This is a genomic window from Roseococcus microcysteis (genome assembly GCF_014764365.1).
GTDB classification, from domain to species: domain Bacteria; phylum Pseudomonadota; class Alphaproteobacteria; order Acetobacterales; family Acetobacteraceae; genus Roseococcus; species Roseococcus microcysteis.
The window spans coordinates 353,211-377,767 of record NZ_CP061718.1 but is presented as its reverse complement, the minus strand read 5'-3'; the positions used below and the strand labels follow the sequence as shown (position 1 = coordinate 377,767).

At 73.6% G+C, this 24,557-nt stretch carries 26 protein-coding genes; 12 read left to right on the top strand and 14 right to left on the bottom strand.

Annotation, left to right across the window (positions count from 1 at the left end; all coding sequences use genetic code 11):
• Nucleotides 1–789 carry an SDR family oxidoreductase gene (locus tag ICW72_RS01760; RefSeq protein WP_191084663.1) on the bottom strand — a complete coding sequence of 263 codons (789 nt, stop codon included), beginning with the start codon at nt 787–789 and terminating at the stop codon, nt 1–3.
• Between the two features lie 116 nt (nt 790–905).
• Here ICW72_RS01760 and ICW72_RS01755 point away from each other — a divergent pair, with 116 nt between their 5' ends.
• Complete coding sequence (locus ICW72_RS01755) at nt 906–1,880, top strand: 2-hydroxyacid dehydrogenase (RefSeq protein ID WP_191084662.1); 975 nt, start codon at nt 906–908, stop codon at nt 1,878–1,880.
• Here the strand turns inward: ICW72_RS01755 and ICW72_RS01750 are convergent.
• Genes ICW72_RS01750 through ICW72_RS01740 form a run of 3 tightly spaced genes read right to left on the bottom strand, consistent with a single transcriptional unit; the run spans nt 1,865 to nt 4,979 of the window.
• Nucleotides 1,865–2,827, bottom strand: a complete 963-nt coding sequence (locus ICW72_RS01750) for an NAD(P)H-dependent flavin oxidoreductase (RefSeq protein ID WP_191084661.1) — start codon at nt 2,825–2,827, stop codon at nt 1,865–1,867. The genes ICW72_RS01755 and ICW72_RS01750 overlap by 16 nt on opposite strands.
• Nucleotides 2,824–3,807 (bottom strand): Bug family tripartite tricarboxylate transporter substrate binding protein, encoded by a 984-nt coding sequence (locus tag ICW72_RS01745; protein ID WP_191084660.1) that lies wholly within the window; start codon nt 3,805–3,807, stop codon nt 2,824–2,826. The genes ICW72_RS01750 and ICW72_RS01745 overlap by 4 nt, the downstream gene beginning before the upstream one ends.
• Complete coding sequence (locus ICW72_RS01740; protein ID WP_191084659.1) at nt 3,804–4,979, bottom strand: acyl-CoA dehydrogenase family protein; 1,176 nt, start codon at nt 4,977–4,979, stop codon at nt 3,804–3,806. Before ICW72_RS01740 ends, ICW72_RS01745 begins: the two co-directional genes overlap by 4 nt.
• A 146-nt stretch (nt 4,980–5,125) precedes the next feature.
• Between ICW72_RS01740 and ICW72_RS01735 the strand changes: the two genes are divergently transcribed.
• From ICW72_RS01735 to ICW72_RS01705, 7 genes are all read left to right on the top strand, one after another.
• Complete coding sequence (locus ICW72_RS01735; protein ID WP_191084658.1) at nt 5,126–5,539, top strand: ATP-binding protein; 414 nt, start codon at nt 5,126–5,128, stop codon at nt 5,537–5,539.
• 107 nt (nt 5,540–5,646) lie between these two features.
• Nucleotides 5,647–5,970, top strand: a complete 324-nt coding sequence (locus tag ICW72_RS01730) for an STAS domain-containing protein (RefSeq protein ID WP_191084657.1) — start codon at nt 5,647–5,649, stop codon at nt 5,968–5,970.
• Nucleotides 5,971–5,976: 6 nt separating this feature from the next.
• Nucleotides 5,977–6,741 (top strand): CheR family methyltransferase, encoded by a 765-nt coding sequence (locus ICW72_RS01725; RefSeq protein ID WP_191084656.1) that lies wholly within the window; start codon nt 5,977–5,979, stop codon nt 6,739–6,741.
• Complete coding sequence (locus tag ICW72_RS01720) at nt 6,734–7,672, top strand: chemotaxis protein CheW (protein WP_191084655.1); 939 nt, start codon at nt 6,734–6,736, stop codon at nt 7,670–7,672. Before ICW72_RS01725 ends, ICW72_RS01720 begins: the two co-directional genes overlap by 8 nt.
• Nucleotides 7,669–8,685: a chemotaxis protein CheB gene (locus tag ICW72_RS01715; RefSeq protein WP_191084654.1), complete on the top strand. Its 1,017-nt coding sequence runs from the start codon at nt 7,669–7,671 to the stop codon at nt 8,683–8,685. The genes ICW72_RS01720 and ICW72_RS01715 overlap by 4 nt, the downstream gene beginning before the upstream one ends.
• Nucleotides 8,682–9,335, top strand: coding sequence for a response regulator (locus tag ICW72_RS01710; protein WP_191084653.1), 654 nt, complete (start codon nt 8,682–8,684; stop codon nt 9,333–9,335). The genes ICW72_RS01715 and ICW72_RS01710 overlap by 4 nt, the downstream gene beginning before the upstream one ends.
• Complete coding sequence (locus ICW72_RS01705; RefSeq protein WP_191084652.1) at nt 9,335–11,692, top strand: chemotaxis protein CheA; 2,358 nt, start codon at nt 9,335–9,337, stop codon at nt 11,690–11,692. Before ICW72_RS01710 ends, ICW72_RS01705 begins: the two co-directional genes overlap by 1 nt.
• Before the next feature lie 119 nt (nt 11,693–11,811).
• Here ICW72_RS01705 and ICW72_RS01700 read toward each other — a convergent pair whose 3' ends face one another.
• From ICW72_RS01700 to ICW72_RS01690, 3 genes are read right to left on the bottom strand one after another with little or no spacing between them, the layout of a single operon-like run.
• Entirely contained in the window at nt 11,812–12,162 is a 351-nt protein-coding gene (locus ICW72_RS01700; RefSeq protein ID WP_191084651.1) for an HPF/RaiA family ribosome-associated protein, read from the bottom strand.
• A 47-nt stretch (nt 12,163–12,209) separates the two neighbouring features.
• Nucleotides 12,210–13,361 (bottom strand): PP2C family protein-serine/threonine phosphatase, encoded by a 1,152-nt coding sequence (locus tag ICW72_RS01695; RefSeq protein ID WP_191084650.1) that lies wholly within the window; start codon nt 13,359–13,361, stop codon nt 12,210–12,212.
• Entirely contained in the window at nt 13,358–14,974 is a 1,617-nt protein-coding gene (locus tag ICW72_RS01690) for a methyl-accepting chemotaxis protein (RefSeq protein ID WP_191084649.1), read from the bottom strand. The genes ICW72_RS01695 and ICW72_RS01690 overlap by 4 nt, the downstream gene beginning before the upstream one ends.
• 55 nt (nt 14,975–15,029) lie before the next feature.
• Between ICW72_RS01690 and ICW72_RS01685 the strand changes: the two genes are divergently transcribed.
• Nucleotides 15,030–15,755: an aspartate/glutamate racemase family protein gene (locus ICW72_RS01685; RefSeq protein ID WP_191084648.1), complete on the top strand. Its 726-nt coding sequence runs from the start codon at nt 15,030–15,032 to the stop codon at nt 15,753–15,755.
• A 56-nt stretch (nt 15,756–15,811) separates the two neighbouring features.
• Here the strand turns inward: ICW72_RS01685 and ICW72_RS01680 are convergent, their stop codons facing one another.
• From ICW72_RS01680 to ICW72_RS01650, 7 genes are all read right to left on the bottom strand, one after another.
• Nucleotides 15,812–16,492, bottom strand: coding sequence for a CBS domain-containing protein (locus tag ICW72_RS01680; protein WP_191084647.1), 681 nt, complete (start codon nt 16,490–16,492; stop codon nt 15,812–15,814).
• A 19-nt stretch (nt 16,493–16,511) separates the two neighbouring features.
• Complete coding sequence (locus ICW72_RS01675) at nt 16,512–17,210, bottom strand: CBS domain-containing protein (protein ID WP_191084646.1); 699 nt, start codon at nt 17,208–17,210, stop codon at nt 16,512–16,514.
• Nucleotides 17,211–17,371: 161 nt separating this feature from the next.
• The gene (locus ICW72_RS01670; protein ID WP_191084645.1) at nt 17,372–17,776 is read right to left on the bottom strand and encodes a VOC family protein; all 405 of its coding nucleotides are present in this window, start codon (nt 17,774–17,776) and stop codon (nt 17,372–17,374) included.
• Complete coding sequence (locus tag ICW72_RS01665) at nt 17,777–18,547, bottom strand: creatininase family protein (protein ID WP_191084644.1); 771 nt, start codon at nt 18,545–18,547, stop codon at nt 17,777–17,779.
• Between the two features lie 50 nt (nt 18,548–18,597).
• A complete protein-coding gene (locus ICW72_RS01660) occupies nt 18,598–20,136 on the bottom strand; it encodes a cryptochrome/photolyase family protein (protein WP_191084643.1) in 1,539 nt (512 codons plus the stop codon).
• A gap of 10 nt (nt 20,137–20,146) precedes the next feature.
• Nucleotides 20,147–20,788, bottom strand: coding sequence for a DUF6134 family protein (locus ICW72_RS01655; RefSeq protein WP_191084642.1), 642 nt, complete (start codon nt 20,786–20,788; stop codon nt 20,147–20,149).
• Between the two features lie 9 nt (nt 20,789–20,797).
• The gene (locus tag ICW72_RS01650) at nt 20,798–21,526 is read right to left on the bottom strand and encodes an SDR family NAD(P)-dependent oxidoreductase (protein WP_191084641.1); all 729 of its coding nucleotides are present in this window, start codon (nt 21,524–21,526) and stop codon (nt 20,798–20,800) included.
• Between the two features lie 111 nt (nt 21,527–21,637).
• On the opposite strand from ICW72_RS01650, the gene ICW72_RS01645 reads away from it, so the two are divergent.
• The 3 genes from ICW72_RS01645 to ICW72_RS01635 all read left to right on the top strand — a co-directional run bounded on the left by ICW72_RS01645 (nt 21,638) and on the right by ICW72_RS01635 (nt 24,175).
• Nucleotides 21,638–22,171, top strand: coding sequence for a SixA phosphatase family protein (locus ICW72_RS01645; protein WP_191084640.1), 534 nt, complete (start codon nt 21,638–21,640; stop codon nt 22,169–22,171).
• 161 nt (nt 22,172–22,332) lie between these two features.
• On the top strand, nt 22,333–23,559 hold the full coding sequence (locus ICW72_RS01640; protein ID WP_191084639.1) for a CYTH and CHAD domain-containing protein: 1,227 nt from the start codon (nt 22,333–22,335) through the stop codon (nt 23,557–23,559).
• Between the two features lie 229 nt (nt 23,560–23,788).
• Nucleotides 23,789–24,175, top strand: a complete 387-nt coding sequence (locus tag ICW72_RS01635; RefSeq protein WP_191084638.1) for a thermonuclease family protein — start codon at nt 23,789–23,791, stop codon at nt 24,173–24,175.
• The last annotated feature ends 382 nt before the right edge of the window (nt 24,176–24,557 follow it).

Below are 24,557 nucleotides of genomic sequence, written 5' to 3'. Positions count from 1 at the left end.
TCACCACCCGCGCACCATCCCGCCATCCACGCGCAGCACGCAGCCCGTCATGTAGGCGGCCTGGTTGCTGCACAGGAAGGCGACCAGCGGGCCGTATTCGTCGGGCAGGCCGTAGCGCCCGGCGGGGATGGTCTTGGAACGCTCCGCGATCACGTCCTCCACCGACTTGCCCTGGCGCGCGGCCAGGCTGCCGGCGGTTTCCAGGCTGCGGTCGGTGCGGATGGCGCCGGGGGCCACGATGTTGCAGGTGATGCCCTCATGCGCCACCTCGGCCGAGAGCGTCTTCATCCAGCCCATGATCGAGGCGCGCAGCGTGTTGCTCAGCACCATGTTGGGCAGGGGCTGCAACATGCCCGTGCTGCCCACATTGATGATGCGGCCCCATTTCCGCTCACGCATGCCGGGCAGCAGCGCGTTGGTGAGGCGAACCGGCGAAAGCACGATGCGCTGGAACCAGGTGGAGAGCAGTTCCTCGCTGACTTCCAAGGCGGGGCCGGGCGGCGGGCCGCCATGGTTCTGCACCAGGATGTCCACGCCGCCCATCGCGGCCGTGGCCCCCTGGGCCAGCGCGTCCATCTGCGCCGGGTCCGCCACATCGGCCACGATGCCCTGGGCGAAGCTGGCCCCCTTGGCGCGGAGTTCGGCGCAGGCGGCGTCCAGGCTCGACTGGTCGCGCCCCGTGATGACGAGGGAGGCGCCCTCGGCCGCCAGCGCTTCCGCGATGCTCCGCCCCAGCCCCTTCGAGGCCCCCATCACCAGCGCGCGACGCCCTGCCAGCCCGAAATCCATGCGAAAAACCCCTGTGGTGAACCTGTGGCGGACCCTGCCCAAAGGCGCCCCCTCTGGCAAGGCGGGGGCCAGCGGGTATGGTGCGGGGCAAGACCGGAACTGACCAGGAATTCACCATGACCAAGCCCGTCCTGCTGCTGACCCGCAAGCTGCCCCAGGCCATCGAGGCCCGTGCGGCCGCCGAGTTCGATGCGCGGCTGAACCCGCAGGACGAACCCTGGTTCCGCGACGGCGCCGAGATCGCGCGCCGCGCCACCGAGGCCAATGCGGCCGGCATCCTCTGCGCGGCCGGTGACCCGATGAATGCCGAGACCATCGCGGCCCTGCCCGAGAGCGTGAAGGCCATCGCCACCTTCAGCGTGGGCTATGACCATATCAATGTCCCCGCCGCGAAGGCGCGCGGCATCACGGTGACGAACACGCCCGAGGTGCTGTCCTTCGCCACGGCGGAAACCGCGCTGACTCTCATGCTCATGGCCGCCCGCCGCGCCGGCGAGGGCGAGCGCATGGTCCGCGCCCGCAAATGGGAGGGCTGGGCGCCGACGCAGCTGATGGGTGTCACGCTGGAGGGCAAGAAGCTCGGCATCCTCGGCATGGGCCGCATCGGGCGGGAACTCGCGTCCATGGCGCGCGGCCTGCGCATGGAAATCCATTACCGCGACGTGCAGCGCCTGCCGGCCGATGCCGAGCAGGGCGCCATCTTCCACGACAGTGACGCGGGCTTCCTCTCGACGATTGACGTGATCTCCATGCACGTCCCGGGCGGCGACGCCACGCGCAAATGGCTGAACGCGGAGCGGCTGGCGCAGATGAAGCCCGGCAGCCTCGTCGTGAATTCGGGCCGTGGCGGCAGCGTGGATGACGCGGCGCTGGTGGCCGCACTCAAATCCGGCCACATCCGCGCCGCGGGCCTCGATGTCTATGATGGCGAGCCGGTGGTCTTCGAGGGCTATTTCGGCCTGGAGAATGTGGTGCTGCTGCCGCATCTGGGCAGCGCCACCATCGAGGTGCGCGACGCCATGGGCCATCGCGCGCTGGACAATCTGGCCGCCGTGCTGGCCGGCAAGCCGGCGCTTCACCCGGTGGGGTGAAACGCCTTGGACATCCGCGCGAGGCCCTCCGCGGCCTCGCGCGCCATGCGTTCCACGATGGCGCCGGCGGGCTCCACGCCCTCGATCAGCCCCACGCATTGACCGGCCCAGAGGTAGCTCTGGTCCAGCTCGCCATCCTCCACGCCGCGCGCGTTCAGGGGGCCCGCGATCATGGGCACAATGTCCTGGCCCGCCGCCTCGGCGGCCAGGATGGCCTCGGTGTGGGCCGAGCGCAAAGCCCGCCCCGGCATCCCCAAGGACCGCTTGATGACGGTGGTGCCCATGGGTTCCGCCGCCACCAACGCCTGCTTGTAGTTGGCATGCGCGTGCGCCTCGGCGCTGGCCACGAAGCGGGTGCCCATTTCCACGCCCTCGGCCCCCAACGCCAGCGCCGCCAGCAGCCCCGCCCCATCCGCGATGCCGCCCGAGGCCAGCACGGGAATGGAGACGGCGCGCACCACGCGCGGCACCATCACCATGGTCGTCTCGTCGCCCCGGCCGAGATGCCCGCCGCCCTCATAGCCCACGGTGGCGACGAGGTCGGCGCCCGCGCCCTCGGCCTTCTTCGCCAGCTCCGGCCCCGCGATCAGCACCAGCACCTTGGCGCGGCCATCAATGCGCTTGATCCAGGGCGCGGGGTTGCCGGCGGTGAGCGCGATGACGGCCACCCCCTCCTCCAGCGCCACCTCCATCATGGCGGTGAAGTCCATCCGGCCGAGGGGGAAGTTCACGCCAAAGGGCTTGTCGGTCAGCGCCCGGGCGCGGCGGATCTCGGCGCGCAGGGCGTCCGCATCGGCCAGCCCCACGGTGGAGATCTGCCCCAGCCCCCCCGCCGCGCTGACGGCCGCGCAAAGCTCGGCCTTGGCGACACGCGCCAGGCCCCCCTGCACGATGGGATAGCGCACGCCCAGCAAGCGGGAGGCGCGGGTCTGAATGGAATGGGTCATCCGTCGGCCCTGATGTTGGCGGCGCGCACGGCCTCGCCCCAGGTCGCGACCTCGCGCGCCAGGAAGTCACGGAATTCCGCGGGGGGCATGCCGGAGGGCAAGGCGCCGGCCGCGCGCAGCCGCGCCGCATGCTCCTCCTGGCGCAGCGCGACGGCGATGATCTCGGCCACGCGCGCGATGATGGGCGCGGGTGTCGCGGCCGGCGCCATCAGCGATTGCCAGGCGACGGGCGCGAAGCCCTCCCAGCCCAGCGCGGCGCCGATGGGGCGGATGTCGGCGAAGTCCGGATGCGGCTCGGTCGAGGAAATGCCGAGGCCCCGGATACTGCCCGCGCGCAGCTGTCCCGATTGCGGCGGCAGGTTCTCGAACACGGCCTGCAGCCGCCCCGCCACCAGCTCCGTCACCGCGGGCGCGGAACCCCGGAAGGGCACATGGGTCGCCGTGATGCCCGCGCGGCGGCAGAACATCTCCATGGCCAGATGCGGCACGGTGCCGATGCCGGCCGAGCCATAGGTGATGCCGCCTGACTGCCCGCGCGCCCATTCCACGAAGCCCCGCGCATCCTGCGCCGGCGAGCCGGGGTGCACCGAGAGCACATTGGGCACCATCATCACCACGGTCACCGGTGCCAGGTCCCGCAGCAGGTCGAAGGGCATCTGGCGGTAATAGGTCTGGTTGATGGCCGCGGCGGCGGCGGCCACCACGAAGACCGAGCCATCGGCCGGCCCCCGCGCCACATGGTCCATGCCGAGATTGCCGCCCGCGCCGGTGCGGTTCTCCACCAGGAAGGTGCCGCCCGTGGCGGCGCCGAGCGCCTGGGCGACGAAGCGGGCCGAGAGGTCCGACGCCCCGCCCGGCGTGAAGGGCGAGACGATGCGCACCGGGCCTTGCGGCCAGGATTGCGCGCCCAGGGGCGAAGCCAGAAGCGCGGGCGCGGCCAGCAAAGCCGGCGCGGCGAGCAGGTGGCGGCGTCGCATCATCTTGCGTTCCTCTCCTTGATCATGTCGCGGGCGATCAGCAGGCGCTGGATGTCGGAGGCGCCCTCGAAGATGCGGAAGAGCCGCACGTCGCGGAACAACTGCTCCACGGCCGTGCCGCGCATGTAGCCGGCGCCGCCATGGATCTGCACGGCGTGGTCGGCGACGCGGCCCACCATCTCGGAGGCGAAGAGCTTGCAGCAGGCGATGTCGGCGATGATGGGGCCCTGCGCCTCGCCCGCCGCGTCGAAGGCGCGGGCCGTCTCCAGGATCATGCTGCGGGCGGCCAGCGCTTCGCTGCGCATGTCGGCGAGCCGCCCCTGCACCATCTGGAATTCCGCCAGTGCCTGGCCGAATTGCCGGCGGTTGCGGGCGTGGAACAGCGTCTCCTGGATCAGCCGCTCGGCCTGGCCCGCGCAGGTGACGGCGACATGCAGGCGCGCGTGGTTGATGCCGCGCATGGCGGTCTTGAAGCCGCCGCCCTCGCGCCCGCCGATGAGGTTCTCCGCCGGCACGCGCACGCCATCGAAGAAGACCTCCGAGGTCGCGCTGCCATCCTGGCCCATCTTGCGGTCGGCGGGGCCGCAGCTCAGGCCCGGCGTGCCCGCGGGCACGATGAAGGCCGAGATGCCGGAGGCATCGCGCGTCTCCAGATCCGTGCGCGCCATCACGATGAAGACATCCGCCTGGCGGGCATTGGTGATGTAGCGCTTCACCCCGTCCAGCACGTAGTCGCCGCCGTCACGGCGCGCGGTGGTCCGCACGCCGCCGGCGTCGCTGCCGGCCTCGGGCTCGGTCAGGCAGAAGGCGGCGGTGACTTCGCCGCTCGCCATGCGGGGCAGCCATTCGGCGCGCTGCGCCTCGCTGCCATTGTAGAGGATGGGCTGGGAGCCGAGGCCGATCGTGGTCGAAAAGCGCGCCCGGAACACCGAGCTCGCCCGCGTCACCTCCAGCATGACGCGCACCTGCTGCTCCATGCTGAGGCCCAGCCCGCCATGGCGTGTGGGGATGGAGATGCCGAAGAGGCCCATGTCACGCAGGCGCTGCGTCAGGTCCTCAGGCAGGGTTTCCTGGCCTTCCAGGCGGGGCTCGGCGGGGATGAGCACCTCGTCCACCAGGCGGCGGACATTCTCCAGGTATTCGGCGAATTCCGCCGCGCCGGCGCGTGCCGGCATGCCGTCATTCATGGCGCGCCCCTCCCGCTTGTCATCCTTGGTTGAGGGGGAGCGTCGGCGCCACGGCGCGCCGCGTCAAGCCGAGGTTTCCCCCTCGCGGCGGCACGGGCTAGTCTCACCGCCCAACGACTCAAGGCCCGCCCCGCATGGACCAGCCCCGCATGACGCTGCGCCTGCCCCCCGGCACGGAGGAGGTGGCGCGGCTGCTCGACGAGGTGGAGGCCTTCGCGGAGCAGGCCGAAATCCCCACCGCGCTGGCCATGCGGCTTGCTCTGGTGGCGGAGGAGCTGGCGGCCAATGTCGTCATGCATGGCACGGGCGCGGGCTTCTTCGCCTTCACCGCCGAGGTCACCGAGGCGGGTGTGGCCATCACCTTCGAGGATGACGGGCCGGAATTCGACCCGCTGGCCGCGCCCGCCGCCCACACCCAGGAGGGTGTGGAGTCGCGCGAGGTGGGCGGGCTCGGCCTGCATCTGCTGCGGAAGATGACGCGGGGCGCCGCCTGGGAACGCGCGGGCGGCGTGAACCGGCTGACCTGCCTGCTGCCGCGCGAAAGCTGAAATTGCCCGCGCGGGCCGGATTTCGCGCCGCGCGCATCTTGGATTAACCTGCGCCTGACAATGGGCCTCCGCCCTCGCGGACGGCCCCCACAACGGAGCGACCACGCATGGAGATCACCGAGACCAGCGAAGGCGGAAAGGCGGTGGCCGTGCTCGACGGCCGCCTCGACACCGCGACGGCGGCGGCGGCCGAGGCGAAGCTGCTGGCGATGCTGGGCCAGGGTGCCGTGATCGCGGATCTCTCGGCGGTGCGCTACGTCTCCTCGGCCGGGCTGCGCGTGCTGCTCAAGGCGGCGAAGCAGGCCAAGGCGGCGGGGCATGGCTTCGCGGTGGCGGGGCTCCAGCCCGCCGTGCGCGAGGTCTTCGAGATCAGCGGCTTCGACAAGATCATCCCCGCCTACGACACGCGGGCCGACGCCGCCGCGGGCTGACCGCCCATGTCCGCGCCCGCCCGCCTGGCCGATGGCGACCTGGCGGAGGGCGTGATGGGCGCGCTCGGGCGCATCGCGGGGCTGGCGCCCTCGCCCGTGCTGGCGGGGCGGCTCGCGGCCGCCTCGGCGCTGCTGCCCGCCTGCGCCGAGGCCCCCGAAGACCATGACCACCCGGCCTGGGCCGCGCTGCTCGATGCGGTGACGGTGCAGGAGACGCGGCTGTTCCGCATCCCTGCGCAATGCGCCGCACTGGGCGCCCTGCTGCCGGAACTCGCGGCGCGCGCGCGGGCCGAGGGGCGGGCGCTGCGCCTGCTCTCGGCCGGCTGCGCCTCGGGCGAGGAGGCCTTCACCCTCGCCGCCCTGGCGCGCGCCGCGGCGCCCGAATGGCCGGTGGAGGTGCTGGGGGTGGACCTCTGCCGCCCCGCTTTGGCCCGCGCGCAATCGGGCCGGCTGGAACCCGGCCTGGGTGACCCGCTGGCCCTGGTGCCCCCTGCCTTGCTGCCGGATTTCGCGGGGGGCCACCCCTCGCCCGCCCTGCGCGCGCGGGCGCGTTTCCGCCGCGCCAACCTGCATGCGGGACTTGGCGCCGCCGGCGAATTCGACGTCATCTTTTGCCGCAACGTGCTGATCTACCTGACGGAGGCGGCGCGGGAGGCGCTGCTGGCGCGGCTCGCGGCCGCGCTGGCGCCCGGCGGCGTGCTGGGCCTCGGCCCCACCGACCGCCACCCACCCGGAATGGCGCATCTGGGCGAGAACCTTCTCCATGGCTGAGCCCGCCCCCCTGCTGCCCTTGCCCGGCGGCGGCTGGTGCGCGCTGGGCGGCGGCACGGCCGAGCCCGTCGCCGCCCCGCCACGCGCGCCGCAGGCCCAGGCCGCGCCCCTGCCCGAAGCCGCGCCGCCCCCCGCCGCGCGCCGCCGAGGCACGGGGCTGGAGGCGCTGCATCTGAGCCTCGGGGGCGTGGCGCTGGCCCTGCCCTCCGCGCTCGCCGAGCACATCCACCCCATGCCCGAGCTGCTGCCCCTGCCCGGCGCGCCCCCTTGCGTGCGCGGGCTGGCGCTGGCCGGCGGCGCGCCCGTCCTTGTGCTGGACAGCCTCGCCCTCGCCGGCGGCGGCGGCGTGGAGGAGGCCCCCGCCTGGCTGCTGGCGCTGCGCTGGCAGGGGCGGCGGCTCGGCTTGCCCGCTGCGCGCATCGCGGCCGGGCCGGCCGTGCCCGCGCTGCGGCGCTTCGAGGAATGGCTGGACGGCCCCGAGGCGCGGGCGGCGCTGGCGCTGGCCCCTCCCGCATTGGAAGAGGCCACCAGCCGCACCATCCCCGAACGCCATCTGGTGCTGTTCCGGGCGGGCGGGCTGCGCGCCGCCCTGCCGGCCGAGGCGGTGCGCGCCGTGCTCGCCCCCGTCCGCGCGCAATCCCTGCCCGGTGGTGGCGGTGTGGTGGCGCCGCACCGGGGCGAATTGCTGCCGGTGCGCGACGCCGGGCTGCGCCTGGGCGCCGCCCCCGCCGCAAACGGTTCCGCGGCCCCCATGATCCGGCTGGCGCTCAGCCGCGAATGCCTGGTGGCCGTCTCGGCCATCGAGGGGGTGCGGCGCGTCCCGGCCGCCGACATCACGCCGCTGGGGGCCGGCGAAGGCCTCGTCACGGGCCTCGCCCGGGTCCAGGGGGAGAATTTGATGCTGCTCTCCCCCACGGCGCTGGCGGCATGAGCGGCGCCCCCCTCCGCGTGGTCGTGGTGGATGACAGCGCCTTCATGCGCATGGCGCTGCGCCGCATCATCGAGGCCGATGGCGACCTCAGCGTGGTGGGCGAGGCCGCGGATGGCGCGGCCGGCGTCGAGGCCGTGCGCCGCCTGCGGCCCGAACTCGTGGCGATGGATGTGGAAATGCCCGTGCTGTCGGGCATCGAGGCCACGCGGCGCATCATGGCGCTCGACGCCCCGCCCGCCGTCGTCATGGTCAGCCAGCACACCCAGGACGCCAGCCCGGCCGCGCTGGAGGCGCTGGCCGCGGGCGCGGCGGACTACATCAGCAAGGAGACGGGGCTGGGCGGGCTCGACCTGGGTCATCTCGACCGCGCCCTGCGCGACCGGCTGCGGCATTGGGCGCGGGCGCGGGCGCAGGTTTCGCGCCCGGGGGCCATGCCGGGGCGGGAAGCGCTGGGGGCGCCGCCGCCACTCGTGCTGGTCGCGGCCTCGACCGGCGGGCCGGAGGCGCTGGCCGCGCTGCTGGCCGCCTCGGGCCCGCTGCCCGTGCCCATGGTGATCGCCCAGCACATGCCGCGCGGCCTGGCGCCGGAACTGGCCGCGCAACTCACGCGCCGCGCGGGCTGGACGGTGCGCGCGGCGGGGCCGGAGGAGGCGCTGCGCGGCGGCGAGGCGCTGCTGCTGCCGGAGGATGGCGTGGTGCTGCGCGCGGGCGACGGGCTGCGGCTGCGCCTGGCCCCCGGCGGTGGCGTGGTGCATCCCTCGGCCGACCTGCTGTTCCGTTCCGCCGCCACCTCCGGCCTGGCGGCCGCCGCCGTGGTGCTGACCGGCATGGGCGAGGATGGCGCGGCGGGGGCCGAGGCGCTGGCCGCGATTGGGGGCCGCGTGCTGGTCCAATCCGCCGAAAGCGCCGTGGTGCCGGGCATGCCGCGCGCCACCGCCGCCCGTGTGACGGGGGCGGAGGCGCTGCCGCCCGCCGATCTCGGCGCGCTGCTGCGCGGCTGGTGGCCCGCATGACCGACCCCGAGCTTCTCGCCGCCTTCCAGGAGGAATTCGCCGCCGGCTGCGCCGCCCTGGCCACCGCCCCCGACCTCACGGCCGCGCGGCGCCAGGTGGCGCAGCTTCTCGCCATGGCGGAGGCGCTGGAGATGGCGCCGCTGCGCGATGCCCTGGCCGCGCTGGAGGGCGAGGAGGCGCTGGAGGCCCTGCGCCAGGCCGCCCCCGTGCTGGCCGCGCTCGCCTCCGGCGACGCCCCCGCCGCCGACACCACCGCCCGCGTGCTGATCGTGGATGACAGCGCCACCATCCGCCGCCTGCTGCGCGAAATCCTGGCGACCGACCCTTTCTTCACGGTGGTGGGCGAGGCGATGGACGGAAGCGCGGGCCTCGCCGAACTGGCCCGGCTGCGGCCGGACCTCACCTTGCTCGACCTCGAGATGCCCGTGCTGGACGGCATGGGCTTCCTGGCCGAATGGGCGCTGACGGGGCCGGGCGAGGTGGTGGTGGTCTCCTCCGCCGCGCACCCGGGCAGCCCGGCGGCGCTGGAGGCGCTGCGGCGCGGGGCGCGGGCGGCGGTGGCCAAGCCCTCGGGCGCGCTCTCGCCCGACCTCGCCGCGCGGTCGGGCGAGGCCATCCTGCGCGCCGCCCGCGCCGCATTGGAGCGCTGATGGAAGCCGACGACCCGCTCTGGCAGGAATTCGCGGCCGAGACGGCGGAGCATCTGGACACGCTCGAACAGGGGCTGGACGGCAGCGCGCCGGTGGATGTGCTGTTCCGCGCCATGCACAGCCTGAAGGGCATGTCGGCGGCCCTTGGCGCGCAGGGCATGGGCGCGCTGGCCCATCGCGCCGAGGATGTGCTGGGCCTGGTCCGGGCCGGCCGCATGGCGCTGGACGCGCCGGCGCGTGACGCGCTGCTGGCGGCGGTGGACGCGCTGCGGGCGCAGCGGACGGCGCTGCTGGAACGCCAGGCCGATGCGCCGCCGCCGCCCGATTTGCTGACGCGGCTGTCGGCTTTGGCGGAAGGACGCCCCGAGGCCGCGCCCGCCGCCGCCTCCGCCGGCCCGGTCACGGGCGCTTCGCCGCTCCGCCTCAGCCTCGCCGCGCGGCTCGCCGAGGAGGTGCCGGCCCTGGCGCGGGGCGAGGCCCTGCCCGGCCTGGCCGAGGCCGCCGAGGGCGCGGGGCTGCCGCGGCTCGCCATGCTGCTGCGCGCCGCCCCCGGTTCCGCCGCCGGTTTCGGCCGGCTGCGCGCGGCGCTGCTTCTGCTGGAGGCGAATACCGGCCTGCCCGCCGGTGCCAGCATCGCCTGGCCCGACCCGCCCGACCCGGACCCGCTGCGCGCCGCCTCCGACGCCGCCTTGGCCGAAGCCGCGCGCGACTACGCCGATGCCGCCCTCGCCCATGGCATGGAAGGGGCCGAGACGCTTGGTCGGCAGGTGCAGGACCTCGCCCTGCGCGGCCTGCCCCGGCCCGCCGGGCTGGAAGCCGCGCTCACCGCCGGGCGGCCGCTGGAGGGCGCGCTGGCGCCGCCCCCGCCGCCGCTGACGCCGGGCCTCGCCGCCGTGCTGCCGCCCTCTTCCCATGCGCGTGCCGCCGCCGCCATGGCATCGGGGCAGCGCATCTGGCGGCTGCGGCTCGGGCCGCTCGCCGCCGCCGAGGCCATGGCCGCCCCCTTCCTGGCCCGCGCCGGCGAGGTGCTGGCCAGCGCCGGCCCGCCCGAGGCCATGGACATCTTCCTCGCCAGCGCCCTGCCCCCCGGCGAGATCGCGGCACTCCGCGCCGAGACCGACCCCGAGGGCGTGGCGCTGGCGCATCTCGCCCCCGCCGACGCCCCGCCCCCCGCCCCCACCATGCGGGTGCGGCAGGACCGGATTGATGCCGTCATCGCGCTGGAGACGGAGCTGCGCGCGGCCTCGCTCGCGCTGACCGAGGCGTTGGCGGCGCCCGAGGCGCGCTCGGCGCTGGCGGAGCTGGGCGCCTTGCAGGGCCGCCTGCCGCCGGCCTTCGCCGCGCGCATCGCGGGGCCGCTGGAGCGGCTGCGCGCCGCGACGGGGGCCGCCGAACGCGCGGCCAGCCGCGTCTCCCTGACGCTTGGCCAACTGGATGAGGCGGTGCTGGCCTTGCGCGTCGTGCCCTTCGCCACCCTGGCCGCCCGCCTGCCCCGCGCCTTGCGCGCCGCCGCCGAGGCCGGGGGCAAGCAGGCCGCCCTGGTGGTGGAGGGCGAGGATGTGCAGCTCGACCGCGCCTTGGCCGATGCGCTGGCGGACCCGCTGCTGCACCTGATCCGCAACGCCGCCGACCATGGGGTCGAGCCGCCCGCCGAGCGCATGGCCGCGGGCAAGCCCGCCACCGCGCAGCTGGTTCTGAGCGCGGAACGCCTGCCCGGAAGGCTGCGCGTGAGCCTTTCCGATGACGGGCGCGGCATTGACGAGGCGCTGGTCCTGGCGCGCGCGGTGGATCGGGGGCTGGTCTCGCCGGACGCCGCCGCTCGGCTGGCGCCGGCCGACATCCATGCGCTGCTCTTCCTGCCCGGCTTCTCGACGCGTGAGGCGGTGAGCGAGACCTCCGGCCGCGGCGTGGGCCTCGATGTGGTGCAGGAGGCGGCGCGGCGCGCGGGCGGCGTGGTGCGGGTGGAGAGCGTGCGCGGCCAGGGCACGCGCTTCACCCTGGACGTGCCGCTCAATGCCGCCATCCAGCCCGTGCTGCTGGTGGAGGCGGGCGGGCATGCCTATGCGCTGCCGGCGGGGCGGGTGGAGGCGGTGCTGCGCCCGGAGGAATGCCCGGCCGATGCCGCGCCCCTGGCGCTGGAGACCGTGCTGCGTCTGCCGCCCGCGCGGCCCGGCGCGGTGGTGGTGCTGCGGCGGCCGGCAGGGAAGCTTTCGCTGGCCGTGGCGCGGCTGGGGCGGCGGACGGATCTGCTGCTGAAGCCGCTGCACCCCGACCTCGCCGCCACACCGGGGGTGGGCGGCGTGGGCGTGCTGGGCAATGGCGAGGCGGTGCTGCTGCTGGAGCCGGACGGGTTGTAGCTTTTTGCGCGGCCGATTCACGCCGCCGGCTGGCGCCGGCGACGATCGGACGCTTTCCGCGCGGCCGATTCACGCCGTCGGCTGGCGCCGACGACGATCGGACGCGGCGCCTTAATTTTCTACCTCAACTCATTGTCCCGGATGGATTCCGCGCCCTTTTTCTCGTTCAGCTTGCCCAGCTGCGTGTCCAGCAGCGCGCGCAGCTTCTTGATGGCGCCAGCCCAGGCCTCGGGCAGCGTGGCCGCCATATGCGTCACGGCCACGGGCTTCTGGCCGGAGGGCCGCGCCTCCATCAGGCAGCGCTTGTCATTGTCGCCGGGCTTGGCGGCGTTCTCGTCGCTCAGATGCACCTCGATGCGCGTCACCTGCTGGGCGAAGCGGGCCAGGCCCTGCTCCACATCTTCCTGCACCCGGGCCACCAGCGTTTCGCGGCCGGAGATGTTGTCGTCCGTGTTCACCTGGATCTGCACGCGTTTCCCTCATTGCAGTGTCTGGGGAAACAGCGCATCGGGCGGCGTCAGGTTGCGGCGCGGCGCAGCGCCAGCACGGTCACGTCATCGGCGGCCGGCGCGCCGTCCACGAAGCCCGCCACGGCCGCCAGCAGGGTGGCGATGGCGGGGGCCGGTTCCACCTGGCCGGTCAGCGCCTCCACCACACGCTCCTTGCCGAAGAGGGCGCCGGCATGGTCCTGCGCCTCGGTCACGCCATCGCTCAGCAGCAGCAGCCCCTGGCCGGGGGCCAGGGCGAAGGGGGCGCTGGCATAGGCCAGCCCCTCGATGATGCCGAGCGCGGGCTGGATGCGATAGCCGCCGAGCGTCTCCACCCCGGCCGGGCCCAGCAGCAGCGGCGCCTCATGCCCCGCCACCGCGATGCGGCCCGTGCCATCGCGCGTGTCCACGATGCCGAGGGCCGCGGTGATGAAGGTCATGTCCTCATTGTCGGCGGCGAGGTCCTCATTGGCGGTGGCCAGCAGCGCGCCGGGGTCGGGCAGCGTGCCCGCGGCATCCGCCAGCCGGGCCGCCGCGCGCAGCAGGCCAAACGCCCGCGCCATCGTCATGCCGGCCGAGGCCCCCTTCCCCGCCACATCCGCCACCACGAACATCAGGTGATGCGCGCCGAGCGGCAGGATGTCATAGAGGTCGCCCCCCACCTCGCGCGCCGGCTCCATATGCGCGGCGACCGTGATGGCACCGCGCGAGAGGCCCGCGAAATCGCGCGGCACCAGGGAGAGCTGCGCGCGGCGGGCGGATTCGAGTTCCGCCTCCAGCGCCGCCAGCCGCTCATCGGCCAGGTCCCGCAGGCGCTTCTTCTCCAGCACGGCGGCGAGGCGCGCGCGCAGCAGGGGCGGGTCGAAGGATTTCGGGAGGTAGTCCTCCGCGCCCAGCTCGATGCAGCGGATCACGCCCGACATCTCGGTCTGCGCGGAGATGACGATCACGGGCGGCGCATGGGGCTGGCCGTGCAGCGCCTCCAGCACGCCGATGCCGTCGAGTTCGGGCATCTCGAGATCCAGCAGCATCACGTCGAAGCGGCGGGCCGCGATGGCCGCCAGCGCCTCGCGGCCGTTCGTGACCATCTCCGGCTCGGGATAGCCCAGTTCCCCAAGGCGGCGCTTCAACAGCAGCCGGTTGAAGCTGCTGTCGTCCACGACCAGGATGGAGGCGCTCATGCCGGGCGGGCCGCCATGCTCTCCACCGCGGCGCGGGACTCGCTGGCGAGGCGGGACAGATCGATCATGGTCACGGTGATTTCCTCCGCGGCCGTCGCGTTGGACTGGCCGATGCGCGTGAGCGTCGCCACGCGGGTGTCGAGCGAGGCCATGGTGGCCTGCTGCTCCTCCATGGCGACGGCGATGCCGGCGGCGAGGCGGGCGCTCTCGCTGGAGAGCGTCTCCAGCCCGTCCATCGCCTCGCCCACGGCGGCCGCCGTGCCCGCGCCCTCGCGCGCGCGGCGGCCGGCGAGCAGGACCACATCCGCGATCTCCTGCGCGAGCGCCTCGGAATTGGCGGCCAGCGCGCGGACCTCCTCGGCCACGACGGCGAGGCCCCGCCCGTGCTCGCCCGCGCGGGCGGCCTCGATGGCGGCGTTGATGGCGAGGATGTTGGTCTGGGTCGCGATCTTGGCGATGACGCCCGCGATGCGCGTCACGCGCTCCGTGTCCTCGCCCACCGCGTCCACGGTTTCAATGAGTTGGCGGACCTTCTTCAGGTTTTCCGCCAACAGGGCGCGGGCCTCGGCCGCCGTGTCGCGGGCCTGCTGGGTGCCGCGGCCCACCTCGGCGATGGCGTCCGCGGTCTGGGACAGGGCGTCGGAGACCTGCCGCAGTTCGGCCAGCTGGGTCATGGCGCCCTCGCTCACTTGGCCGATGGCCTGGCTGGCTTGCGTCGTGACGACGGCGGTGCGGCGGGCGCCTTCCAGCGCCTGGTCCATCAGGCGCTGGGTGTTGGCGAGGTTCTGCTTGAACACCTCCACGGCGCGGGCCATCTCGCCCACCTGGTCGGGACGGGCCGCCTCGGGCACGCGCACGCCGGCATCGCCACGGGCGAGCGCCTGCATGGCGCGGGCCAGGCGTTCCAGCGGCTGGGCCGTCAGCCGCACCAGCACCACCCAGACCAGAAGCACGCCCAGCACGCCCACCCCGGTCGCGATCAGGATGGCGCGGCGGCCGGAATCCTGGATTCCGCGCGCGGTGGCCAGCGAGGCATCGGCATCGGCCTTGCTGATCTCGCGCGCCCGGGCCGAGACGGCATTGAAGGCCACCACGATGTCGAGCCATTCCTCCTGCAGCGGCCCGTACTGGTCGCGCGCGCGGGCGGCGAAGGCGGCGCGCACGCGCTCCGACAGGTCCGGCAGGCGGGCGGCCATGTCGCGCGCGGCCTCGATCACCACGCTGTCCAGCCGGTGGCCCACCAGCTCATCCAGCAGGGCGAAGGATTCCGAGATGCCCTCCGCGTTGCGGACCATGCGGCCCGCGGTGACGCCGGGTGGCAGGGCACCGGCCATGACGGCGGCGAAGGCCTGGGCGTATTCGGCGACGTCGTTGGAGAAATCGTCCACCGCCTCGGTCGCCACGCGGTCGCGCACGCCCATGCGCTCGATGATCTCGCCCTGGCGCGACAGCAGCCACAGCGAACTGCCCGCGAGATAGACCAGCACCGCGAAGATCAGCAGCACGATGCCGGCCGCGCGCGTGCCGATGCGTCCCATGAAGCGGCCGCGCGGCGCCGCCTCCCGCGACGGGACGACCTGCGGTGGGATGGGGGCCTGGGTGTCCGGTGCCATGGGAGGTAGCCTATCTCCATTCCGCCCCTCCGGGCCACAGCACAAGGAACTTCCCGTGGCGCGCATCCTGGTCATCAACAGCAACACCACCGAGGGTGTGACGCGGCGCATCGCCGATGCCGCCGAAAGCGCCGCCCCGGCGGGCGCAGAGGTCACCACCATCACCGCGCCTTTCGGCCTTCCCCTGATCGTGACGCGCGCGGATTGGCTGGTGGCCGGGCCGGCGACCCTTGCCGGGTTGGCGGCCCACCGGGGCGATTTCGACGCCGCCGTGGTGGCCTGCTTCGGCGATCCGGGCGTGGAGGCGGCGCGGGAGATGTTCGACGTGCCCGTGATCGGCATCAGCGAGGCCGCCTTCCACGCCGCCTGCCTGCTGGGGCGGCGCTTCGGCATCGTGAGCTTCACCGCCGCCCTGCGGCCCATGTTCGAGGATTGCCTGGAGCGTTCGGGCCTCGCCGCGCGCTGCGCCGGCTTCCGCATGGGCCCGGCCTTCGCGGGCGACCCGGGCCAGGTGGCCGAGGAACGCCGCGGCCTGCTGCTGGAGCTGGTGCGGGCCAGCGTGGAGGAGGATGGCGCGGAGGTGGTCATCCTCGCCGGTGGGCCGCTGGCGGGCGTCGCCGCCACGCTCCAGAAGGAGGTTTCGGTGCCGCTCGTGGATGGCACGGTGGCCGGCGTGCGGCTGGCGGCCGCGCTCGCGGGCATGGCACCTGCCCGGCGCAGCCCCCGCGCCCGCCCCCTTTCGGGCTATCCGGAGGGGCTGGGCCGGCTTTATGGCGGATAGAGTGCGATCCGCGATGGCGGCTTCGCCGTCGCGGTGAATCGCCCTCCCGGCCAGGGCTACTCCTTGGCCGGCGCGGGCTCGCCCGGGAAGCTCACGCCCTTCACCCCCGGCACGCCCTCGGCCAGGACGCGCAGCGCCCGCTGCACCTCCGTGGGCTCGGCGAAGCCGTAGAAGGTGACATGGCCCGCGCGCACGGTGAAATGCACCGAATAGGCATGCGACCAGGAGGCGTGGTGCAAGGCGCGGATGATGCTGGCCCGCAGGTCGCGGTCATCCACGCTGGCGGGGCCGGGCGAATCGGGCGTCAGCAGCGCACGCAGCAGGTCGGCGCGGCTGAGCATGCCCACCAGCCGCCCGTCCCGCAGCACCGGCAGGCGGCGGATGTTCAGCGATTCGAGCATCTGCGCCGCTTCCTCGATGCTGGTCTCCTCCGAGACGGATTTCAGCGGTGCGGTCATGATGTCGCGCGCCGTGCGGCCGCGCGTCTTGGCGTAGTCCAGCGCCTCCGCCGGCGCCGCCGAGAACAGGCTCTTGAGCCAGGAGGGCGCGGGGGCGGCCTTGGCGGCCAGGCGGTGCGCCAGGTCGCTTTCCGTGACCACGCCCAGCACGGAACCATCGGCCGCCACCACGGGGGCGCCGGAGACATGGGCCTCCGACAGCTGGGCGGCGACCTCCTGGATGGGCGTCTCGGGGGCGACGGTCAGCACCCCGCGCGACATGACGTCCTTGACCTGCATTGTCCTCAACCTTTCGGGATCACGGCATGCCGAGCATGAAGGGCGGCGGCGGCGCGAGGTCAAGGCTGACCCCCCGCACGCCCGGCACCCCCTCGGCCAGCGCGCGCAGCCCCTGCACCACGGCGGGGCTGCGGGCGAAGCCCGAGAAGGTGACGTGGCCGTGCTTCACGCTGGCATGCAGGAAGTGGCGGTCCACCCAGGGCTGCTGGCGCAGGCGCCGGGCGAGTTCGGCGCGGATGGCGGCATCGTCCGCGGCCTCGGGCGGGGCTTCGGGGGCGGGCGCGTCCAGCACGGCCTTCAGCAGGTCCGCGCGGCTGACCACGCCGAGCAACCGCCCGGCCGCCACGATGGGCACGCGGCGGATGTCCTTGTCCTCCAGCAGCTTGGCCACGCGGGCGATGGGGACGTCGGGGCCGAGCGTCATGGGCTCGGGCGTCATGACATCCTGCGCGGTGCGGCCATGGCTGCGGGCGTAGCGGCGGGCGAGATCGGCCGGGTCATGGAACAGCCCGCCCAGCCAGCCGGGCTTGGCGTCGGTGGGCGCGGCGATGCGGCGCATCAGGTCCGTCTCGGTGACGACGCCGAGCAGGGTGCCCTCGGCGTCCACCACCGGCGCGCCGGAGATGCCGCGGTCGGAGAAGAGGCGGGCCAGTTCGCCCACGGGAGTCTCGGGGCGCACGGTCACCACCTCCCGCGTCATGATGTCCTCGGCGCGCATGGCGATCTCCTCAATTTCCTGGGGGCATTCAAGCCCGCCGCCGGCCGGGAATCATTGCGCGGGATCAATCTTCCGGAAAGATCGGGCGGGCCGGGACGACGCTTGCGGGTTCCTGGGCAAGCCACTCGGCGCATGGGATTTTCCGCGCGCGTCCGTCTTCGTCAGTATTCGGCGTAGATCTCGATGATGTTGTCCTCCGGGTCACGGAAGAACAGCGTCCGGTGCCGCCACTGCGGCAGGTCCGTGGGCGCCCGGAGGATGGGAACGCCGCGGGCTTCCAACAGGCGGTGCCACGCATCCACGCCGGCCAGCGGCACCTGGAAGGCCAGCTGGATGGCGGCCGAGCCGCGCGGCCATGGCCCATCGTCGCAGACGGACCAGGCGCCCCGCGGGCGCAGGGTCAGCATGGTGGCGCCCAGGCGGAAGCTGACCCAGTTCTCCCGGTCCTCCGCCAGGGGAAGGGCCAGGACGTCCTGATAGAAGGCCCGCATCCCCGGCAGGTCGCGGCACGGGAGGATGGTGTAGCCGAGGCTTTCGATGGCGGGCGGCACCATGGTGCCGGCCATCTATTCCTCGCCCCAGAGGCGCGGGTTGGCCAGCACCTCGGCCGCCCGCGTGGCGATGGCATCGAGCAGTTTCGCGCCCTTCTCGGCGCTGGCGGTGCGGGCGTCGCCCACCACGCCGGTCTCGCTGATCTCGCGGAAGGAACGGCGCATCAGCAGGCCGGGGGGCTGGCCTTCCACGCGGCTGGATTTCGGGCCCACCGCCTCGGGCAGGCGCTCGGGCCGCACGCCCTCGGGCATCAGGTGCCAGACCATGGAAGTCTCGGCCTCGCAGGCATGCATCAGGGTGGGCTGGGCTTCGAGCAGGGGGGCGATGGCCTCGGGCACCATGTGCCAATAGGTGGCGCCGGCGACGCGGATGCCGAATTCCACGGCCAGTTCGGTGGCGGCGGTGCCGATGGCCTCGGCATTGCCGCCATGGCCGTTCATCAGCATCACGCGCTGGAAGCCGTGGCGCGCCACGCTGCCCACCACCCCGTGCAGCAATGCCTGGAAGACGCTGGAATCGAGCGTCACGGTGCCGCCGAAGGCCATGTGGTGCTCGGCGAGGCCGGTCCAGACCACGGGCGTCACGATCACGGGCATGCCGCCGGCCTGGAGGCGCTTCGCCGTCTCCACCGCGACATTCCCGCCCAGGATGATGTCCGTGCCGGTGCAGAGATGCGGCCCGTGCTGTTCCAGCGAGGCCACGGGCACAATGACCAGCGCGTTCTCGGCCGCCGCCTGCTGCACCTCGGCGGCGGTGAGCTTCATCCATTCGAGGGCGCGGGGCATCTGATATTCTCCGGTTGTCCGCGTGAGGGTTCCGCGCGCGGGCCGCCGGGTCAAGGCAGGGGCGCGTGCTGGTCCAGGAAGGCCTTCGCCTGCGCCCGCATGGCCTTGAGCTTGGCCCCCTCCATCTTCCGCAGGTTGGCGAGCGGCATGGACATGCGCGGATTGGAGGCGAAGCGGCGTTCGTGGCGCGCGATGAAGTCCCAGTAGAGATAGTTGAAGGGGCAGGCGCGTTCGCCCGTGCTGGCCTTCACGTCGAAGCGGCAGCGCCCGCAATGGTCGCTCATGCGGTTGATGTAGGCACCGGAGGCCGCATAGGGCTTGGACGCCATCACCCCGCCATCGGCATGGATGGCCATCCCATGCGTGTTGGGCAACTCCACCCATTCATAGGCATCGGCGTAGACGGCGAGATACCATTCATTGATCGCCGCGGGTGCCACGCCGGCCAAGAGAGAAAAATTGCCGGTGACCATCAGGCGCTGGATGTGGTGGGCATAGGCCATATCGCGCGTCTGGCCGATGGCGGCGTCCATGCAGCGCATGCCGCTTTTCGCGGTCCAGTAGAATTCGGGCAGGGCGCGATGGGCTTCCAGCGCGTTCAGCTTCGCGTAGCCCGGCATCCGCAGCCAGTAGAGGCCGCGCACATATTCCCGCCAGCCTAGGATCTGCCGGATGAAGCCCTCCACGGCGTTCAGCGGCGCGTCGCCGCGCCGCCAGGCGGCTTCCGCCGCGTCGCAGGCCGCGCGGGGGTCGAGGAGACCGAGGTTCAGGCTGGTGCTGATCAGCGCGTGGAAGAGGGTGGTTTCCCCCTCGGCCATGGCGTCCTGGTAGTCGCCGAAGCGGGGCAGGCGCTGGGTGATGAAGGCGTGCAGCGCCTCGCGCGCCTGTTCGGCGGTCACGGGCCAGGCGAAGCCGTCCATTTCGCCGAAATGCTGGGGGAATTTGCGGCCGACCAGGTCCATGACCTCGCGCGTGATGGCGTCGGGCGGGAAGCGCTTCGGCGGTGGCGGGATGACGTCGCGCGGCAGGCGCTTGCGGTTCTCGGCGTCGAAGTTCCATTCGCCGCCGGCCGGGGCGTCACCCTCCATCAACAGGCCGGTGGCACGGCGCATCTCGCGGTAGAAGAACTCCATCCGCAGCGACTTCTTGCCATGGGCCCAGCGGCGGAAGAAATCGAGGCTGGCCAGGAAGCGGGTGTCGTCGCGGATGTCCACGGGGATGCCCAGGGCGTCTTCCCAGCCGCGCATGGCCTCCAGCACGCGCCATTCGCCGGGGTGGGTGGCGATGACGCCCTCGGGCCTGTGGCGGGCCACGGCGCGGGCGACCTCGCCCGTGAAGGAATGGGTGTTGGCGGGGTCGTCCAGCGCCACGTAGTCCACCCGCACGCCGCGCGCCCGCAGGGCGGCCGCGAAGTGGCGCATGGCGGAGAGGATCAGCACGATCTTCTGCGGGTGGTGGGGGACGTAGGTGCATTCCTCCCGCACCTCCAGCATCAGCACCACGTCGCGCGCCGCGTCCAGGCCTTCCAGGGCGGAAAGCCCCTCGCTCAGCTGGTCGCCGAGCACCAGGCGCAGCGCGCCGCCCTTCATGCGCCCCTCTTCATGCAGGGGCGTAGCTCACCGTCACGCCGTCATCGCCGCGCACGGAATAGCCCACCCAGCGGCCCTCGGCCGTGTAGTCCAGCACGGCCTCGATCTCGCCCGCGGTGCGCCAGCGCGTGCCGCCGCCCGGCAGGGCCTCGCGCGCCCAACGCAGTTCGAAGGGCCGCCCGGTGCTGGTGCCGAACAGCGGCACCTGGCCGCCGAAGCGCTGCGGCTCCCACCAGGAGAGGGGCACGGCGCCGCTGGGCAGGCGCAGCGCGCCCTCCGGCCCCTGCACCTCCACGCCATTCGCGCCGGCGCGGGCCTCGACCTCCACGATGGTGCCGTTGCGATTGAGGCGCGAGGCGACGGAGACGAAGCGCCCGCCCCGCGTCACCTCGCTGTAGCGATGCTCATAGCGATAGACCACGACGCCCAGGAAGGAGGGCGTGATGGTGACGTCCGACAGCGCCACCACCTCCTCGCCGCGCTGGGTGAAGGTGACATTGTGGGTGCCGATGGCGCTGCCCTGGCGGATCACCCGCCAGCGATAGGCCTCGCGCGGCGGGATGGCCCGCCCCTGGCCCCGCGCAGCGGAAATGGGGGCCAAAGCCGTGGCGGGCGTGGCGAGCAAAAGGGGAAGCGCGCGTCGGAGGATCATGCAAAGGCCTCAGCCGGTCTTGGTCCGCAGGGTGCCGCGCCCCCCATCCACGCCGATGACCTGGCCCGTGATCCAGCCGGCATCAGGCGAGAGCAGCAGGTCGGCGAGCGCGGCCACGTCCTCGGGCTCGCCGAGGCGCGGAATGGGGTGCAGCTTGCCAATGGCTTCGGCCATGGCGGGGTTGCGCGTCAAGGGCTCGGCGATGCGGGTCCGGGTCAGGCTGGGCGCGATGCAGTTCACCCGCACCGCGGGCGCAAGCTCGGCCGCGAGCGAGACGGTCATCCCCTCCACCGCCGCCTTGGCCGCGCCGATGGCCAAATGGTTGGCGAAGCCCGCCCGCGCGGCCACGCTGCTGAACAGCACCACGCTGCCATTCCCGGATTGCAGCGCCGGAATGGCCGCCTGCACCGCCATGGCCGCGCCGATGACATTCAGGCGATAGGTGTCGGCCAGATCGGCCTCGGTCACCCGCGTCGCGGGCTTCAGCAGGATGGAACCCACGCAATAGGCCAATCCCGAAAGCGGCCCGTCCAGGCCGGTGACGGCGGATTTCAGCGCGGCCATGTCGGTCACGTCCACCACATGCGCCTCGGCGCCCGGGATTTCGGCGGCCAGCGCCTCCAGCCGCGCCGCGTCGCGCGCCATCAGCACGGGCGTCGCCCCGCGCGCCGCCACCCGCCGGGCCAGCGCCGCCCCGATGCCCCCCGTCGCCCCCAGGATCACGATGCGTCCGGCCATCCGCCTGCCCTTTCCTTGCAAGGCCGCACAGATGGGGCGGCTTCGCGGTTGCGAAACCCCGGCGATGAGGGGGTGGGACAGGGCGCCCACGCCGTGGCATGATGCCGCGCGATGCGTCAGCTCCTGCTGTTCCGCCACGCCAAATCCTCCTGGGATGACGCGCGGCTCACCGACCACGCCCGGCCGCTGAACATGCGGGGGCGCAAGGCCGCCGATGCCATGGCGGCCGAGATGCGCGAACTCGGCCTGGCGCCCGATGTGGTGCTGGTCTCCTCCGCGCGCCGCACGCTCCAGACGCTGGAGGCGCTGCAGCCGCTGGAAGGCCCGCCCATCATCGAGGTGATGGACGACCTCTACCTCGCCCCCTGGCCCGCCATGCTGGACGTGCTGCGCCGGCTGCCGCAGACCGCGCGCTCGGCCATGGTGATCGGCCACAACCCGGGTCTGCACGATCTGGCGCTGGCCCTGCTGGGCCCGGCGGGCGCGGCCATGGGCAGCGCCGCCGCGCAGCGCCTGGCGGCGGGCTTCCCGACCGGCGCGCTGGCGGAATTCACGCTGGCCGCGCCCTGGGGGCAGATCGGCGAGGGCAGCGGACGGCTGGTGCGCTTCCTGGCCCCGCGCGACCTGCCGGAGGTGGCCGCCTGAGCCTGCGCCTCGAGGCGGAGTGCGGCGACAGCCTGCCCCGCCACCCCCTGCTTTCTTCCGGGACGCCGCCCCGCTGGCGGCGCGAGAGCTGGACCTGGCTGCGCCCGACCGGTGATGACGACGCCCCCCTGCTGCTGCGCCGCCAACGCCGGCTGCACGCGGTGGAGCCCCTGCCGCCCGAGGATGCCACCCTCCTGCCCGGCGCCCTGCCGGCCCCCGTGCCGCTGGACGTGCCGCCCGAGGGCGAGCTGGCCGAGATCGCGCGCTTCACCGGCCGCGCCACCTCCCCCCTGCCCGGCCTGACCTGGATCGAGGGGCGGATCATCGCGGGCGAGGCCTCGCGCCGCGTGGGCCGGCTCGTGCTGGAGGGACCGGCCGCCGAGGTGCTGTCGCAGGCTGCCACCCTGGCCGAGACCCTGCCCCTGCTGCCCGCCCGCGCGAGCCTGGACGAGCTGGCCCTCGCCCTGGCCGAGGGCCGCGCCCCCCGCCCGCGCCGCGCCGGCCCCGCCGCCCTGGGCCAGGCCCGCACCGTGGAGGAGGCGTTGCGCGCGGCCATCGGCCACCTGCTGGAGGTGCTGCTGGCCGAAAGCGCCCACTGCACATTGGAGGCCGGGCCGCGCGGCGTGCACCAGTCGCGCGTGGCGCTGCGCCGCCTGCGTTCCCTGCTGCGGATCTTCCGGCCCGTGGTGGATGGCCCGGAATGGCGCGACTGGGATGCGAAGCTCAAGGAGGCCGCCGCCATCCTGGGCGGGGCGCGCGACTGGGATGTCTTCCTGGGCGGGCTGGGCGAGGCCGCCTTCCAGGCGCTGGACCGCGACCCGCGGATGAAGCGCATGCTGGCCGCGGCGGGGCGGGAGCGCGCCCTGGCCTATGAACGGGTCGCCGCCCTGCTGGAGGGCCCGCTGTTTCGCGGCGCCCTCTGGTCCGGGATAGGCCTGCTGGCGCTGCGGCCGGCCGCGCCGCCCGACGCGCCCCTGCGCCCCTTCGCCGCCGAGGTGCTGCGCAAGCGCTGGAAGCGGCTGCGCCGGGCGGGCGCGCAAATGAAGGAGCTGGACGCCGAGGCGCTGCACGAGATGCGCCTCGATGCCAAGCGGCTGCGCTACGCGGCCGAACCCTTCGCCGCAATCTGGCCGGGCAAGGCGCCGCGCCGTTTCAACCGGCGCCTCGCGGCCTTGCAGGAGGCGCTGGGGCTGGCCAATGACGCTGTGGTGGCCCGCGGCCTGGCCGCAAGGCTGGAGGGCAAGGGCGCGGGTGGCTTCGCGCTGGGCGCGGTCTCGGGCTTCGCGGCGGGGCGGGCCGAGGGCAGCCGCTTGGCCGCGCTGGAGGCCTGGGCGCGGCTGCGAAAGGCAGGCCAGTTCTGGTCTCGCCCAGAAAATGAATGCGAATGAGTTTCCCATCTTCCGGGTTGCCAGCCTCCCTGCCCACGGGTTAACGACCCCCCATGCGTCGCCGCCGTATTTTCCGCCCCACGCGCCCCCCGTTTCGATGGGGAAAGGCCCTTCTCCTCGGGGGGCCGCTGGGCTTGGCGTGCTGATCCTGGGCTTTGGCCTCCCGGCGGAGTTGATGGGCTCCGCTCCGCGCAATCCTGAGTGGCGGGCTGATGCGCCGGATGTCCGCGTGCTGGATGGTGACACGCTGCGCCTGGGCGAGCGCACCTTGCGCCTCTATGGCCTCGATGCGCCCGAGCGCGGGCAGCAATGCGTGACGCCCGCGGGCCAGACCTATGATTGCGGCGGCGCCGCCGCGGCCGCCCTGGCGCAGCTGGTGGCCGAGCGCGCCGTCACCTGCCGCCTGCATGGGCGGGACCGTTTCGGCCGCGCGCTGGGCGTCTGCCAGGCCGAGGGGGTGGAGCTGAACGCCTCCCTCGTCTCGGCCGGCTGGGCGCTGGCCGATGGCGCCCGCCAGCCGGCCCTGGTGCCGCTGGAGGCCGCGGCGCGCGCCCGGCAGAGCGGGCTCTGGGCCGGGGGCTTCACCCCGCCCGCGCATTGGCGCTCCGGCCGGTAGGGTCGTTTGGGCGACTGATCACCGCTCCGGCGATTTCGCCTCCGCGGATCAGGCGCTGGTCTTGAGCGACTGATTCACCGCTCCGGCGATTTCGCCTCCGCGGATCAGGCGCTGGTCTTGAGCGACTGATTCACCGCTCCGGCGATTCCGCCTCCGCGGATCAGGCGCTGGTTTTCGCTTCCGCGAGTCCCGCGTGGTTTTCTGGGGATTCGGTGAATCCCGGGGGTATCTTCCGGCACCCCCTTCCCCCCGGTCCGCGCCCCTGCCATGCCACAAGCGACGGTTGCAGCCGCCGGGCGAGGCACCAATTCTGGCGCCCGCAAGGCGCGGAAAACCGCCGCTTGTGGCGCGGGGGTCACACATGATCTGGTATCCGGCGCCA

What these genes read in the sequence shown, in the direction of transcription:
- ICW72_RS01710 (WP_191084653.1), top strand. Translation starts at nt 8,682, where the DNA reads ATGACCGACCCCGAGCTTCTCGCCGCCTTCCAGGAGGAATTCGCCGCC.
- ICW72_RS01665 (WP_191084644.1), bottom strand. Translation starts at nt 18,547, where the DNA reads ATGCCCCGCGCCCTCGAATGGATGAAGCTCACCGCCGCCGAGGTGCAG.
- ICW72_RS01715 (WP_191084654.1), top strand. Translation starts at nt 7,669, where the DNA reads ATGAGCGGCGCCCCCCTCCGCGTGGTCGTGGTGGATGACAGCGCCTTC.
- ICW72_RS01720 (WP_191084655.1), top strand. Translation starts at nt 6,734, where the DNA reads ATGGCTGAGCCCGCCCCCCTGCTGCCCTTGCCCGGCGGCGGCTGGTGC.
- ICW72_RS01650 (WP_191084641.1), bottom strand. Translation starts at nt 21,526, where the DNA reads ATGGCCGGACGCATCGTGATCCTGGGGGCGACGGGGGGCATCGGGGCG.
- ICW72_RS01750 (WP_191084661.1), bottom strand. Translation starts at nt 2,827, where the DNA reads ATGACCCATTCCATTCAGACCCGCGCCTCCCGCTTGCTGGGCGTGCGC.
- ICW72_RS01730 (WP_191084657.1), top strand. Translation starts at nt 5,647, where the DNA reads ATGGAGATCACCGAGACCAGCGAAGGCGGAAAGGCGGTGGCCGTGCTC.
- ICW72_RS01660 (WP_191084643.1), bottom strand. Translation starts at nt 20,136, where the DNA reads ATGAAGGGCGGCGCGCTGCGCCTGGTGCTCGGCGACCAGCTGAGCGAG.
- ICW72_RS01725 (WP_191084656.1), top strand. Translation starts at nt 5,977, where the DNA reads ATGTCCGCGCCCGCCCGCCTGGCCGATGGCGACCTGGCGGAGGGCGTG.
- ICW72_RS01735 (WP_191084658.1), top strand. Translation starts at nt 5,126, where the DNA reads ATGGACCAGCCCCGCATGACGCTGCGCCTGCCCCCCGGCACGGAGGAG.
- ICW72_RS01670 (WP_191084645.1), bottom strand. Translation starts at nt 17,776, where the DNA reads ATGGCCGGCACCATGGTGCCGCCCGCCATCGAAAGCCTCGGCTACACC.
- ICW72_RS01695 (WP_191084650.1), bottom strand. Translation starts at nt 13,361, where the DNA reads ATGAGCGCCTCCATCCTGGTCGTGGACGACAGCAGCTTCAACCGGCTG.
- ICW72_RS01645 (WP_191084640.1), top strand. Translation starts at nt 21,638, where the DNA reads ATGCGTCAGCTCCTGCTGTTCCGCCACGCCAAATCCTCCTGGGATGAC.
- ICW72_RS01675 (WP_191084646.1), bottom strand. Translation starts at nt 17,210, where the DNA reads ATGCGCGCCGAGGACATCATGACGCGGGAGGTGGTGACCGTGCGCCCC.
- ICW72_RS01740 (WP_191084659.1), bottom strand. Translation starts at nt 4,979, where the DNA reads ATGCCGGCACGCGCCGGCGCGGCGGAATTCGCCGAATACCTGGAGAAT.
- ICW72_RS01760 (WP_191084663.1), bottom strand. Translation starts at nt 789, where the DNA reads ATGGATTTCGGGCTGGCAGGGCGTCGCGCGCTGGTGATGGGGGCCTCG.
- ICW72_RS01745 (WP_191084660.1), bottom strand. Translation starts at nt 3,807, where the DNA reads ATGATGCGACGCCGCCACCTGCTCGCCGCGCCGGCTTTGCTGGCCGCG.
- ICW72_RS01655 (WP_191084642.1), bottom strand. Translation starts at nt 20,788, where the DNA reads ATGATCCTCCGACGCGCGCTTCCCCTTTTGCTCGCCACGCCCGCCACG.
- ICW72_RS01690 (WP_191084649.1), bottom strand. Translation starts at nt 14,974, where the DNA reads ATGGCACCGGACACCCAGGCCCCCATCCCACCGCAGGTCGTCCCGTCG.
- ICW72_RS01755 (WP_191084662.1), top strand. Translation starts at nt 906, where the DNA reads ATGACCAAGCCCGTCCTGCTGCTGACCCGCAAGCTGCCCCAGGCCATC.
- ICW72_RS01680 (WP_191084647.1), bottom strand. Translation starts at nt 16,492, where the DNA reads ATGCAGGTCAAGGACGTCATGTCGCGCGGGGTGCTGACCGTCGCCCCC.
- ICW72_RS01705 (WP_191084652.1), top strand. Translation starts at nt 9,335, where the DNA reads ATGGAAGCCGACGACCCGCTCTGGCAGGAATTCGCGGCCGAGACGGCG.